Annotated in this window: 11 protein-coding genes; 3 read left to right on the top strand and 8 right to left on the bottom strand. The window is 61.2% G+C overall.

Going from position 1 to position 12,852, the window contains the following annotated elements:
• Positions 1-81: 81 nt before the first annotated feature.
• Positions 82-1,353 (top strand): TolC family protein, encoded by a 1,272-nt coding sequence (locus NW857_RS10045; protein WP_414368844.1) that lies wholly within the window; start codon positions 82-84, stop codon positions 1,351-1,353.
• A gap of 77 nt (positions 1,354-1,430) precedes the next feature.
• On the opposite strand, the gene rpsD is transcribed toward NW857_RS10045, so the two are convergent.
• From rpsD to NW857_RS10030, 3 genes are all read right to left on the bottom strand, one after another.
• Positions 1,431-2,042 (bottom strand): 30S ribosomal protein S4, encoded by a 612-nt coding sequence (gene rpsD / locus NW857_RS10040; RefSeq protein WP_414335255.1) that lies wholly within the window; start codon positions 2,040-2,042, stop codon positions 1,431-1,433.
• Between the two features lie 158 nt (positions 2,043-2,200).
• Positions 2,201-3,337, bottom strand: coding sequence for a GDP-mannose 4,6-dehydratase (gene gmd, locus NW857_RS10035; protein WP_414335254.1), 1,137 nt, complete (start codon positions 3,335-3,337; stop codon positions 2,201-2,203).
• Positions 3,338-3,462: 125 nt separating this feature from the next.
• Positions 3,463-4,830 carry a nicotinate phosphoribosyltransferase gene (locus NW857_RS10030; RefSeq protein ID WP_414335252.1) on the bottom strand — a complete coding sequence of 456 codons (1,368 nt, stop codon included), beginning with the start codon at positions 4,828-4,830 and terminating at the stop codon, positions 3,463-3,465.
• Positions 4,831-5,134: 304 nt separating this feature from the next.
• Between NW857_RS10030 and NW857_RS10025 the strand changes: the two genes are divergently transcribed.
• Both NW857_RS10025 and NW857_RS10020 read left to right on the top strand, forming a co-directional pair.
• Positions 5,135-6,205, top strand: a complete 1,071-nt coding sequence (locus NW857_RS10025) for an isochorismatase (protein WP_414335250.1) — start codon at positions 5,135-5,137, stop codon at positions 6,203-6,205.
• Between the two features lie 15 nt (positions 6,206-6,220).
• Entirely contained in the window at positions 6,221-7,480 is a 1,260-nt protein-coding gene (locus NW857_RS10020) for an ATP phosphoribosyltransferase regulatory subunit (RefSeq protein ID WP_414335248.1), read from the top strand.
• On the opposite strand, the gene NW857_RS10015 is transcribed toward NW857_RS10020, so the two are convergent.
• The 5 genes from NW857_RS10015 to tsaB form a co-directional block, all read right to left on the bottom strand.
• Complete coding sequence (locus tag NW857_RS10015) at positions 7,464-8,519, bottom strand: DNA polymerase III subunit delta' (RefSeq protein ID WP_414368842.1); 1,056 nt, start codon at positions 8,517-8,519, stop codon at positions 7,464-7,466. The genes NW857_RS10020 and NW857_RS10015 overlap by 17 nt on opposite strands.
• 20 nt (positions 8,520-8,539) lie before the next feature.
• Positions 8,540-10,852 carry a hypothetical protein gene (locus NW857_RS10010; protein ID WP_414368841.1) on the bottom strand — a complete coding sequence of 771 codons (2,313 nt, stop codon included), beginning with the start codon at positions 10,850-10,852 and terminating at the stop codon, positions 8,540-8,542.
• 94 nt (positions 10,853-10,946) lie between these two features.
• Complete coding sequence (accB, locus tag NW857_RS10005; RefSeq protein WP_414368839.1) at positions 10,947-11,420, bottom strand: acetyl-CoA carboxylase biotin carboxyl carrier protein; 474 nt, start codon at positions 11,418-11,420, stop codon at positions 10,947-10,949.
• A gap of 51 nt (positions 11,421-11,471) precedes the next feature.
• Complete coding sequence (gene efp / locus NW857_RS10000; RefSeq protein WP_414335241.1) at positions 11,472-12,029, bottom strand: elongation factor P; 558 nt, start codon at positions 12,027-12,029, stop codon at positions 11,472-11,474.
• Between the two features lie 45 nt (positions 12,030-12,074).
• On the bottom strand, positions 12,075-12,749 hold the full coding sequence (gene tsaB / locus NW857_RS09995; protein ID WP_414335239.1) for a tRNA (adenosine(37)-N6)-threonylcarbamoyltransferase complex dimerization subunit type 1 TsaB: 675 nt from the start codon (positions 12,747-12,749) through the stop codon (positions 12,075-12,077).
• Positions 12,750-12,852: the final 103 nt, after the last annotated feature.

The raw sequence follows: 12,852 nt of genomic DNA, 5'->3' as shown, positions 1-12,852 counted from the left end.
ATATGTGTATAAGAGACATTATCGATTCCCCCCAACCTTGCCGACTCCGCCCCTGCCGCTGACCTGGCGGTGCAGGGAGCCTTGACGGCTGAAGAATTGGTAGTACCCCAATCCCCCTTGCAGGTGCGCATTGAGCGAAGAGAGGGCTTGTCTTTAGAACAAGCCCTGGAGCTCGCCGTGGCCCAAAACCCAACTGTGCAGCAGGCCAGGCTGGCCGTCGAGCGGGCCGAGGCCGGGGTGGCCGTCGCTCAAGCTGCCTTTGCTCCCAGCCTCTCCACTCGAGCCAGTTACCAATACAGCGAACCTCCTTCACCCGGCGGCGGGCCAAGCCGCGAAGTTCACACTTTCTCAGCCAGCGTGGTGCGGGTGGAGTACACCGCTTTTGACACTGGCCTCAGGGAGCAAAACCTGAAGCTGGCCCAAGAAGCTCTGCGCGTCGCCCAACTGCAACTGGAGCAAGCCCTGCAGACGGTCAAACAAGCTGTGGCCAACGCCTACTACGATCTGCAAAGCGCCGATGCCAGGGTTGCCATCAGACAGGCTGCTGTCGAAAGCTCGGAAGCCACCCTGCGGGATGCTCAAGCTCGAGAACGGGCCGGGCTGGGCACGCGCTTCGAGATTCTCCAAGCAGAGACGGAATTGGCCAACAATCGACAAGCCTTGCTGGCGGCCCAAAACATCCAACAACTGAATCGCCGCCGTCTGGCCGAACTGCTGAACTTTCCCAGCCCCACCGATGTGTTGGCCAGCGACCGCATCGAGCCGATGGGAGAATGGGATCTCAGCTTAGAAGAGACCATCATCGCTGCCTTCGCCCAACGACAAGAGCTGGAGCGCCAACGCCGCGAGCTGGAACAAGCCCAAAGCCGTGTGCGCCTGGCCCAAGCCCGCAATGGCCCCCAGGTCGGTTTGTTCGCCACCCTCGATGCCGTTAACGATTTCAACGCCAGCCGCAACAGTTTTGATGTTGGCTATTCGGTCGGAGCCAATTTCAGCTTGACGTGGTTCGATGGGGGAGCAGCATCTGCCCAAGCCCGCCAAGCCCAGATCGATGGACAAGTGGCCGTGAGCAATTTCGTTGGCACCCGCAATGAAATCCAGCGGGGGGTGGAAGAAGCCTTCCTGACCCTCAGCTCCAGCCGCGAGCAGATCGACTCGGCCAAAGTGGCGATTGCCTCGGCAGAAGAAAGCCTGCGCTTGGCCCGGCTGCGCTTGCAAGCGGGGGTGGGCACTCAGACAGAGGTGATCAATGCCGAAGCTGCCCTCACCACCGCCCGTGGCAACCTTTCCGATGCTGTGATCGCCTACAACCGCGCCTTGGTACAACTGCGGCGGGCCATCGGCAGCCTCTAACCCATCTCCTTGGCTTTGCTCCCTCACCCCCAGCCCCTCTCCCAGGGGGAGAGGGGAGTTAGCAGCAAAAGGGATCCTTAGAGCTTACGGGAATAGAACTCAACCACCAAAAGCTCGTTGACCGGAGCGCAAATTTGCTCGCGGGGGGGCAGTTCTTTGATGCGTCCGCGCAGCTTTTCTTTGTCAAACTCCAGGTAGTCAGGTAGAAACAGACCCGGATACTCTGCGTAGGCGGCTACCAGCTTGCGGGAAGATTCCTTGTTTCTGACCGTAATCACGTCCCCCACTTTGCAGCCATAGCTGGGAATGGTGACCTTTTGGCCGTTAACCTCTATGTGGCCGTGGCTCACCAACTGTCGAGCTGCCGGGATGGTGGGAGCCATGCCCAGACGAAACACGATGCAATCCAACCGCATTTCCAGCATCTGCAACAGGGCCAAGCCGGTGGATCCCTTGGAGCGCCGTGCCTTGCGCATGTAGCGGATCATCTGCCGTTCGCTTAGCCCATAGTTGAAGCGCACCTTCTGCTTTTCTTCTAGGCGAATGGCATACTCAGACTTTTTCTTGCGCTCGGCGCCATGCATACCGGGCGGATTGTTATTTTTGGGGCGCTTGCGCGTCAAACCGGGCAGATCAAGTCCCCCGAAGCGACGAATAATTTTTAGACGGGGACCTGTGTAGCGGGACATGCGGGCAGTTCTCCGAAATCAGCAAAGGATGTCCAGGGTCGAACGTTCAGGAAGCTAGAAGAATTGGCGATCTCCTATATTAAGCGTTCACTCCCCGATCTGGGCAAGGGGGACGAAGCGGTTTTTGGGATCCCGTCTCGACCGTCTTATCCCTCTTGTCAGTCGTAATGAACCCCCAGTTGGGTGCGGATGAAGGCGCGATCTTCGCTGAGCAGGCCGTTGAGGGTGCGCCGTTCCCCCAGGATGGGATCCGGATCCAGGCCGATGGCTTCCAAGTCGGCCAGCACCATCAGCTCCACCAATTGTGGGAAGCTCACTTTGGGCTCCCACCCCAGGACTCGCTTGGCTTTGGAAGCATCCCCCAGCAGCAGATCCACCTCGGTTGGGCGGTAGTAGCGGGGGTCGATCTCGATCAACACCTGGTCTTTATACAATCCCTGTTCGGCTGGGCCGGAGCCTTTCCAGGTAATGGGCAGACCCACCAGCGCGAAGGCTCGTTCCGCGAACTCGCGCACGGTGTGGGTTTCCCCCGTAGCCAACACATAGTCGTCCGGCTGGGGTTGTTGGAGCATCATCCACATTCCCTCGACATAGTCTTTGGCGTAGCCCCAGTCTCGCTTAGCATCCAGGTTGCCCAGGTACAGTTTGCTTTGTTTACCGGCCACGATGCGGCTGACGGCGCGGGTGATCTTGCGGGTTACAAAGGTTTCCCCCCGCCGTGGGCTCTCGTGGTTGAACAAAATGCCGTTGCAGGCGAACAGATTGTAGGCTTCGCGGTAGTTGACCGTCTGCCAGTAGGCGTACACCTTGGCACAGGCATAGGGGCTGCGGGGGTAGAAGGGGGTGGTCTCCTTCTGCGGGATCTCCTGCACCAGGCCGAACATCTCCGAGGATCCCGCCTGGTAAAACTTCACCCGGATCCCGGTGCGCTGTTGGTAGTCGCGGATGGCCTCTAGAAGACGCAGCGTGCCCATGGCCACCGCGTCGACGGTGTATTCCGGCGCATCAAAACTCACCCGCACGTGGGATTGGGCCCCCAAGTTGTACACTTCCGTCGGCTGCACCTGTTCCAGGATCCGGCGCAGGGTGGTGCCGTCCGTGAGATCCCCGTAGTGGAGAAATAGCCTGGCTTGCGGGTCATGGGCATCCACGTAGATGTGGTCGATGCGGTCGGTGTTGAAAGTGCTAGCGCGGCGGATGATGCCGTGAACTTCGTAGTTTTTCTGCAGCAGCAGCTCGGCCAGATAAGAGCCATCCTGTCCGGTGATGCCGGTAATTAAGGCACGTTGGGTCATAGAGTTGGGGGCAAAGAGCGGGAAAAGTCTAAGCAGCGAAGTGGCTCAAGTCCAATAGCAAAACTCAGATCTCGAAGCAGAGACTTGAAAGCTAAGACATTATAATGCAGCAAAACTCCCTTTCCTCAGGCAGATTCCTGACCGAGGGTGTGGTCTTTTACCCGTTGCAAGGCCGCGGTCAGGGCCATGGGCCAGGGATCCGGCTGGCGCAGTTGCCGCACCCCCTGAGGTAGGCGCAGCACAGAAGCGCGGCTGGTGCGGGCGATGGCTTCTAGATCTGGCAAGGGAGCCAGTAGCACACCCCTGTGCATGATCTGGCGTAACAGCGGTTCGTAGCCGGGGGGCGGGGGCTCATCGAACCGGCCCAACAAGTCTCCCTCAGGGCTGCGAAAGATCTGCTTGCGCCCGGGAAGAGTAGCTTTGGCAAAGGAAGCCTTAGCCACCGGGATCCCGTTGATTTCCACCAATTTGTACACCCCGTTGACCCCTTCCCCGGTCACCAGGCGGGTGCCCACCCCGTAGCCGCTGATGGGAGCTTGGGAGCGATGCAGACGCTCGATCTCGTGTTCGTCGAGGTCGCCGCTGACAAACACCGGCGCTCCCTGGGGCAAAATCTGCTTTACCCGGCGAGAGAGATCTTCCAAATCTCCGGAGTCGATGCGCACCCCGCCGATTTCCCCGCGCGATCCCAGTTGATCCGGATGGGTGGCCGCAAAGAGTTGGGCTGCCGTGCGCGCCCCTTGGATGGGATCGTAGGTATCGATCAAAAGCGCGGCCTGGGGAAAGTAGCGCCGAAAGGATTGAAAGGCGCGGGTCTCGTCGCCCGAGAGAGCAGCGATGGCCATCACCAGGGAATGGGCCATGGTTCCTGCCGGCTTGCGCCCCAATTTCAGAGCCGCCAAGACGTTGGAAGTGGCGTTAAACCCTGCAGCCAGCGCCGCCCGGGCCGCCCACAGCCCCGCCTGGGGCCCAAAAGCTCGCCGCGTGCCGAACTCCAGCAAAATGGCCTCATCCCCCGCCGCATCCCGCATCCGGGCCGCCTTGGTGGCAATCAGGGTCTGGTAGTTCAAGGTGGCCAGCAGGTAGGTCTCCACCAGTTGGGCTTGCCAGAGGGGGGCTTCCACCCGCAATAGAGGCTGGTTGGCGAAAATGGCGGTTCCTTCCGGCACTGCCCACACATCTCCCTCAAACCGGCAGCGGGCCAGCAGATCCCAAAAGCGCTCCGGCGCATCGGCGAAAATGCCCGTTTCCCGCAGCGCCTGCAAAGCCTCGGGGGCAAAGCTGAGCTGCTGCAGATAGTCCACTGCCTGGGCGAGCCCCATGGCGATCAGATAGCCATAGTCGGTGGGCAGCCGCCGCACAAACAGCTCAAAGGCAGCAGGCTGAGCCTCTAACCCTTCCCCCACATAGCAGGCGGCCATGGTGAACTGGTACAGATCCGTCAGCAAACCATAGTCTTGGGGCCGCAACGACGAGAAATCAGGGCTCAACATGAAAAACCTCAGGGCAGGTGGAGGGGGACGGGAGCACGCGGCGGGTTGCCGCCAAAGTTATAGTGAAACCTACCATAAGTAAGCCTGCCTGTCAGGGATCCACAAGCAGCACCACAACCCCCGCAAGACTGGAAAAACCAGTCTTGACAAAACACCCAACCCAAACGTAGCCGAGAACATGAGCGGCCACCTGGGCAAAACTATAGCCCCGACTTATAGTAAGATTAACCATAAGTATCCACCCGACCCCGTCAACCCTGAGCGCGCTTGTGCGAGGTCGGCCAAGTTGCAGTGGAAGAACGCCATGAATCCCATGCTAGAGGAGCTAGCTGTTGAGGCGCCGGCGGGCCTGCCGCCCCACTTTGCGCCGGAGCGGGTGGGAGAGATCTGGCGGGTGCCCTACCAACAGCGGGCAGCAGAAGCCGAGCGCTGGGCCAAGGAGCACGGGATCCCACCGGCAGAGGCCGATCGGGTGCGGGTGGGCTTGTTGCTGATCGATGTGCAGAATACCTTTTGCATCCCTGGCTTTGAGCTGTTTGTGGCCGGCTCCAGCGGTTTGGGTGCGGTGGAAGACAATCGACGGCTTTGTCAGTTTATCTATCGCAACTTGGCCCACATCACCCAGATCATCGCCACCCTCGACACCCACACAGCCATGCAGATTTTCCACCCCGTCTTTTGGGTGGACGCGCAGGGAGCCCATCCTGAACCGGCCACGGCCATTTCGGCAGCCGATATTCGCTGCGGGCGGTGGCGGGTGAACCCCGCAATGGCTGCCAACCTCACCCAAGGGGATCTGACGCGGCTGCAGGTTTATGCCCTGCACTACGCCGAGCAGTTGGAGCAAGGGGGCAAATATCCCCTCATCGTCTGGCCCTACCACTCCATGTTGGGAGGGATCGGCCATGCTCTGGTGCCGGCGGTGGAAGAGGCGATCTTCTTTCACGGCATGGCCCGCCACAGCCAGCCCAGCCTGCAGCTCAAGGGAGCCAACCCCTTGACAGAAAATTATTCCGTGCTCAGTCCGGAGGTCTTGACCGGGCCGGAAGGGGATCCCATCGACGAGAAAAACGCGTCCCTCATCTGCCACCTGTTGCAGTTTGACGCGCTGATCGTGGCTGGCCAAGCCAAAAGCCACTGTGTGGCCTGGACGGTGAACGACCTGTTGCAGGAGATCCAAGCCACGGATCCCAGCCTGGCTAAGAAAGTTTATCTTCTGGAAGATTGCACCTCAGCGGTGGTGATCCCCGGCGGGGTGGATTTCAGCGAGCAGGCGGAGGCGGCCTTCGCCCGCTTTGCCGCCGCCGGGATGCACCGGGTGCGCTCCACCGACCCCATCTGGGAGTGGCCTGAGTTTCCCAGGGATCCCGGCTGACCCCGCAGATCCAGTATGATGCGGCAGGACACTCTGCCGGAGCAGCCTGTGTACGATCGCGTCAGCGGGACGGAGTCCTTAGCTGCTTCCACCCTTTCCAGCAGCCTGCGCCCCCCCAGCGGCGCCCGCGATTTGCTGCCCCGGGAAGTACAGCGACGGGAGAGGCTGGAGGCTCAGCTCACCCAGGTTTTTCGCCGCTACGGCTACCAGCGCCTCATCACCCCCACCCTGGAGCGGCTGGAAACACTGCTGGCGGGGGGATCCATCCGCGCCGAGGCGGTGCTGCAACTGCGGGATGGCGAAGGGATGATGCTGGGGCTGCGCCCGGAGTTCACCGCTTCCCTTGTGCGGGCGGCGGCCACCCGTCTAGCCGGCGGGCCTTTGCCGCTGCGGCTCTACTACCACGGCAGCGTTTTCCGCAACAGCCGGCGGGAGGAGGGATCCTACAGCAGCCAGGAGTTTTTTCAGTCCGGGGTGGAGCTGATCGGGGCGGGCGGATGGCTGGCCGATGCCGAGATCCTGCTGCTGTTGGCCGATTGCATTCGCTCGGTCGGCATCTCCGCTTGGACGCTGCTGCTGGGCGATGTGGGCCTGACCGAAAGCCTGCTCAGCCCAGTTGCCCCCACGGCTCAAGCGGCGGTGCGCCGTGCCATTGCCCGGCTCGACTACGTTTACCTAGAATCGGCCCCTTTGCCGGAAGCCGCCCGCCAGATTGGCCTGCAAATCCTGGGGCTGCGGGGCCAGCCCGCTCAGGTTCTTTCTAACCTGGCGCGGCTGCCAGTGCCGCCTGAGCGGCTGCGGGATCTGCGGCAGCTCTGCCAGGTGCTCCAGGATCATGGAGTGCAGGTGGTGCTGGATCTGAGCCTGCTGCAAACCCTGGCTTACTACACCGGCATCGTTTTTCAGGCGGTGGCCGCCGGGGAGGTCATCGCCTTGGGAGGACGTTACGACCGGCTGCATGCCCTCTACAGCCCTCAGCAAGTGGAACAGCCGGGGATCGGCTTTACCCTGCTGCCGGATACGCTGCTGCGGCTCTTGCCCCCTGATCCCCAAACCGAGGCGATGGTCTGCAAGCGGTTGGTGGTGCCCCTGGTGCCGGCGGGGATCCCGGCGGCGCTGGCTTTGGCCGCCCGCTGGCGAGCATCAGAAGCAGTAGAGCTGGAATTGCTGGATCGGGACCCCGAAGAGATCGAAGCCTACGCCCGCCGGTGTCGGATCCCGGAGATCGCCTGGGTACAGGCCGACGGCAGCTACCACATCACCCACCCGGCCTAATCCTGGCAAGGTTGACCTCCCAACAGAGGCGCGGCTGCACCAGTTGTAAAAGTTGTTGGCGAATGCGCTCCAACTGCTGGATTGCCTGACGGGATCCCTGCGCCCACTCGCGATAGGGGGCTGTAGGCCTGAAATGCTGTTGCAAATAGTCGATCAGCCACAGTTGCGCCGGCAGCTCCAAACCGGCCACCGCTCTGCCCAGTTCCAACGCCTGCTGAAGAGAAAAGTGCCAAGGCCAACGTTTGAGTTCCTCCAGTAGCGATGGCGGAATCTCCCGCAGGTGCTGCTGGGCCAGCAACGCCAGGCCGGGGCTGCCCTGGGCCAAGGCGATCAGCTCGGATCGGGGGATCCCTGCCAGATCTGGACAACCCAACCCACTCAACACCCGCTCCACCTCTTCTGGGCTGAGGCGGCGAAACGGCACCATCTGGCAGCGGGACAGCAGGGTTGGCAACAGGGAGGCCGCCTGGGAGGCGATGAGAATGATGTGAGCCGGGCCCGGCTCCTCCAGGGTTTTCAACAAGGCATTGGCAGCGCTTTCTGCCAAGGTTTCTGCTCCCTCCAGCACCACCACCGAGCGCCGTTCGCGTAAGCAGGACGGAGTCCTCGCAGGAATCGGCCTACGGGAACAAAAGCGAGCTATTCCCTGCACCTGCTCCAGGCGAATTTGGGGTGGCGAGCGCCGCTGCAAAGTTTGCGCCTCCGGGGATTCTGCCGGGATCAGACGGCCCTGGTGCAGGTAGGTGGGGCTGACCCAATGGAGGTCGGGATGGTTGCCCGCCAGCAGCCAACGGCAGCTTGAGCACTTGCCGCAAGGGATCCCAAAGCTGGCTTCGCACAGGAGTGCCTGGGCAAACCACCGGGCCATCAGCCCCCGACCCACCCCCTGGGGGCCCAAGAAACAGTAGCTGGAAGTCACCCGCCCCTTCTCCAGCGCCGCCACCAGCAGCCGCGCTGCCATCTCCTGGCCAACAATGCGCTGCGGGGGCAAGACCTTCACCGGGTCAGGGGTCTCGGCGGCTGCAACTCCAAACATCATCTCAGCAGGAGAGGATGAGGTTATCGGTTGGCGGGAGCCGACAGGAAGTGCTTGCGGAAATACTGCAGCGTCTCCGGTCGCAACAACCCCCGCTCCACCAAGGAATCCCCCCAGTGTGGGGAAGCTTCATCCATTGGCGGCAAGAACTCCAGCACCTCAGCAGCCAACAAGTCGGCAGCCTTGAGGAACTCTCCCAGCGTGTGGCACCCCGACAGCCGGGCCGAATATCCCCCATCGGCAAAGAATTTGATCGTGGTCGCCTTCAGGCCCGCACACTCGCCGATAACTGTCGTCAGCTTGCCCCCCGCCTGTTGCCAACGGCTGAGGATGTGTTCGATCTGGGGCCGATCCAGCAGGCCCGCCTCCTGCAAGTTTTGGAACAGATGCCTGGCCCACGGGGTAAGCTCCGCCAACAAGGGATCCGTCGGCGGGTCTTCAGGATTGGCGGGAAGCTCCCCGGCGTTGAGCCCAGGCTCCTCCGTCCCCCTGGCAGGCCCAGACGAATGCGCCAACCCCTCTTTGGCGGTTGGGAGGTTGGCTGCTCTCAACTGGGCTTGGGCGGCCTCGGCGATCAGCTTCTGCTGTTCGTAACTCACCTGCAGCAGACGGTTGCGGTTCTGCTCAACTTTGAGGTTCTCTTGTAAAGTCTCCAAGCTCTGTCGGTAGGCCGCCAGCAGCTCCCGCGCGTCTCGCAGCTCCACCGTCAAGTTGGCCTGCTGCTGTTGGAGGGCGCTGAGGCGGGATCCCATGCTTTTGAGTTGCTGCTGAGCCTGTTCCAGGGCTTCCTGGCGGGCTTGCAGGGATCCCTCCAGTTGGACAATGCGCTGCTCGGCCTCAGCCTGTTCTGCCCTGAGCTGCTGGATCAAAGCTTCGCTCTGCTGCCGTTGCTCCTCCAGTTGGGCAATGTGCGCTTCGTAGTCACGGTTGGCTGCCATCAACCGCGCCACTTCCGCTTGCAGTTGTTGTTGCTGCGCCTGCAAGCTCTCCACCTGCTCTGGGGGAACGTAGCCGGAAAGCCGCGCCATTTGGGTTTCGTGCTCTTGCTGTAGCTGAGCGTAGCGCTCTTGCCACCTCTGCACAGCGGCTCTCAGCTCCGCAATCGGTTGCTCTGGGGTGGCAACCTGCTCGGGCCGGGAAGCGTCCAGATGCGGGGATAGGGCAGCCTCTGACTCTGCAACTTGCCGGGCCAGTTGGGCCTGCAACTGATCCCGCTCCGACCGGAGCTGCTGGATCTGATGAAGTGCGGCCTCCAATTGGGCGCGTAGGTCGGCCACAACACTGCCGGGCACCGAGTCCAACTGGCGTTTCTGCAGAATTTGGATCTGCTCTTGCAACTGCTCCAATTCGGATTGATAGCAGTCTCGCTGGGTTTGCAACTGCCGCTGCGCTTTTTGCTCCGCAGCGCGGACAAGGGCCAACTCCGTTTCCAGCCGTTGCAGTTGTTCCCGCCAAACTCGCAAATCCTGCTGTAACGTGGCCTGATGCTGGAGCTCCACTTGTTGGAGGCGGATGGTGGCTTCCAGTTTTTGAATGCGCTGTTGATACTGGCTTTGAAAATCGGCAATCTGCTGATTCATGTTGGCCAGGATCCGATCCCATTCCTGTTCCTGGAGCTCGATTTGCAGCTGCAAGGCTTCCACTTGCTTGCGGTAGTCGGCCAAGGTGGCCGGTTGAGGCTCATCAGCAAAAGGATCTAGGGCTGCCGTGGCTGTTGTTCTGGAGACGGGAACTTCCCCAACTTCAGAGTCAAGCCCGGGTGGCCGAATCCTGGCCTCTTCCGGTACGGGCAGAGCCGGCTCCACCCCCCAGAGAGGATCCCCGGCTGCAGAGCTTTGGGGGGTTGGCTGGGGATCCCTGGCCAAAAAAGGCTGCAGCGCCTCCCACGCATTGGAGGAAGCCATCTGTTGCAGTTGCACCTGCACATCCAAGGCGCGATCCAAAATGGCCGGCTGTACCCAACCTTTCCAGGTGAGAATCTCCCCCAGTTTCCGCCCGTAACGACGCTGTTGGGCCAGAGCAACCCGCAACTGCTCGAAATCCAAATGGCCCAGCGCCACCAAAATCTCCCCCAGAGAAAGGGACTGGCTGGGCAAAAAGCGGTAGAGATCGGGCAGGGTGAGCCAGCCGTGCTCGAGGCACACTTCTCCCAACTTGAGGTGGTTTTGCTGCTGCTCCCGCAGGGCCTGGGCCAACTGGGATTGGGAAATGAGCCCTGCCCGCAGCAAACGCTGCCCCAGCGGCAAGCTCGACTCAGCCTCACCATCAGCAGCACCCCGCCCCTCCAGAAAGGGGAATGGGGTAGAGCCACTCTGGGAAGAAGAGCGCCGAGGCATCAAGAAGGCTCCCAGTTCAAGACTGTGTCGCTGCTGCACTTCAGCTTATTGCCCCCAGGATAAAGCACCAAGGGAGGGCAGCGCCACCCTGGCTTTACCCCGTGGGATCCAGTCGCATTAAAACTTGGCCAAATTCGACCGGCTGGCCGTTGCTCACCAAAATCTCCCTCACCACGCCTGCTGTTTCGGCCTCTATCTCGTTCATCAGCTTCATGGCTTCGATGATGCAGAGAGTTTGACCCTTGTTCACCCGTTGGCCAACCTGGACGAAATCCGTTTCTCCGGGGGCAGGGGCGCTGTAGAAGGTGCCCACCATCGGCGCCGTCACCTCTACCCAGTGGCTGGGGGCAGGCTTGGGAGCGCTCTCAGGAGGAGGAGCTTCTGCAGGGGAAGCAGGGGAGGGGGCCAGCGGTGGAGCGGCAGGAGGAGGAGCTTCGGCGCTCCCTTTGCGCAAGGTGAGGCGAAAATCTTTGTACTCCAGGGTTAGTTCGGCTACATCGCTCTCTTGCAGAGCGGCCAGGAGAAGACGAATTTCCTGCCAATTGACAACATCCAAGGGAAGGCTCACTCCTGATGCATCACCTGTCCACAACGGAAATCCCTAAGCCGGGGGAAGAAGCTACTCGCGGCCCAGATAGGTGTCGGTGCGGGTATCGACCCGGATCCGTTCCCCCACCTTGATGAACAAAGGCACCTGGATCTCAGCACCGGTCTCCAGCTTGGCCGGCTTGGTTCCCCCAGTTGCGGTATCTCCCTTCACCCCTGGATCGGTTTCCACCACCTCCAGAACCACAGTGTTGGGCAACTCCACATCGATCACCTGCCCATTCCAACGCAGGATTGACACTTGCATGTTTTCTTTCAGGTATTTCACGGCGGAGCCAATTTGGGCGGCAGTAATGGGGGCCTGCTCATAGGTCTCCATGTCCATGAACACCAAGTTGTCCCCCTCTGCGTAGAGATATTGCATCTCGACTTTTTCGATGGTGGCCGCCGGCAGGGTTTCCCCGGCGCGGAAGGTTTTCTCCACAACGTTGCCGGTCTGCATGTTTTTGAGTTTGGTGCGCACAAAGGCCGCTCCCTTGCCGGGTTTCACGTGCAGAAACTCGATCACCTTGTAGGGAGCTCCGTCAATTTCTACAGAGACGCCAGGGCGCAAATCGTTGCTTGAGATCATGTCGGCAGAGGGATCCGTTGCTCAGACTTCCCAATCTTACCGTGATCAGGGGGCACTCGGATTCAGCACCTGGGGATCGATGGGGGGACGACGACCATAGATGGGCAGCACCTCCTGCCACTGAGGGCGCAACCCGGCCCGGAAATCGGCGTGGGCCAATTCTGCCAACGCCACCACCGGCACAGGATCCAGAAAATCGGCGGCATCCACAGATAAGGCCTGCGGCCACCCTCGGAGAGTCGCCTGCCAAGCCGCTTCCGCCCAGAGCTGATCGGCCACTGCCACAGCCAGATGTTCGGCCCCCACCCAGTACACACCGCCATACCACTCTCCCCGTTTGGCGTCCATCTGCACCGCCACCGTCAAGGGCTGTGCCGGGGATCCCTGCTGGATCCACGCATGACGGGCCAGGACGGCCAAAGCCGAGTAGCCAAACACTGGGATGTGCAACTGCTGACCCAGCAGGCGCGCCACGCTCACCCCCAAACGGCTGCCCGTAAAGCTGCCCGGCCCCAAAGCGACCGCGATCCCGGACACCTGCGACCAGTCCTGCCCGGCCAAGAACTCCTTCAGGCAAGGGTGTAACTGCGCTGCCATCTCCCGATCCAGCCACCGGCTCAGAATGCGGGTTTCTCCCAGCTCCGGCTCCAACGGCAGCAGGGCCAAGCCCAAAACCGGCGTGGTGGTGTGGATCCCTAAAATCCAGCGGGGAAGAGACATGGCCTCTCTCAGGATCAATGAGCCAATTGACAGAACTTAACGGATGTTTTAAGGTTGTGTTGTCAATCTTCGCGCTTCCTCAGGGAAGTTTGCCATCATGACT

Origin of the sequence: Synechococcus sp. H55.9 (genome assembly GCF_047462355.1) — a bacterium.
In the GTDB taxonomy this organism is placed as follows: domain Bacteria; phylum Cyanobacteriota; class Cyanobacteriia; order Thermostichales; family Thermostichaceae; genus Thermostichus.
The sequence above is the reverse complement of the archived record's forward strand: the minus strand, read 5'-3'. Positions and strand labels throughout refer to the sequence as shown.

Coding starts and splice junctions, on each gene's coding strand:
- rpsD (WP_414335255.1), bottom strand. CDS start 2,042: ATGTCCCGCTACACAGGTCCCCGTCTAAAAATTATTCGTCGCTTCGGG.
- gmd (WP_414335254.1), bottom strand. CDS start 3,337: ATGACCCAACGTGCCTTAATTACCGGCATCACCGGACAGGATGGCTCT.
- NW857_RS10030 (WP_414335252.1), bottom strand. CDS start 4,830: ATGTTGAGCCCTGATTTCTCGTCGTTGCGGCCCCAAGACTATGGTTTG.
- NW857_RS10025 (WP_414335250.1), top strand. CDS start 5,135: ATGAATCCCATGCTAGAGGAGCTAGCTGTTGAGGCGCCGGCGGGCCTG.
- NW857_RS10020 (WP_414335248.1), top strand. CDS start 6,221: ATGATGCGGCAGGACACTCTGCCGGAGCAGCCTGTGTACGATCGCGTC.
- NW857_RS10015 (WP_414368842.1), bottom strand. CDS start 8,519: ATGATGTTTGGAGTTGCAGCCGCCGAGACCCCTGACCCGGTGAAGGTC.
- NW857_RS10010 (WP_414368841.1), bottom strand. CDS start 10,852: ATGCCTCGGCGCTCTTCTTCCCAGAGTGGCTCTACCCCATTCCCCTTT.
- efp (WP_414335241.1), bottom strand. CDS start 12,029: ATGATCTCAAGCAACGATTTGCGCCCTGGCGTCTCTGTAGAAATTGAC.
- tsaB (WP_414335239.1), bottom strand. CDS start 12,749: ATGTCTCTTCCCCGCTGGATTTTAGGGATCCACACCACCACGCCGGTT.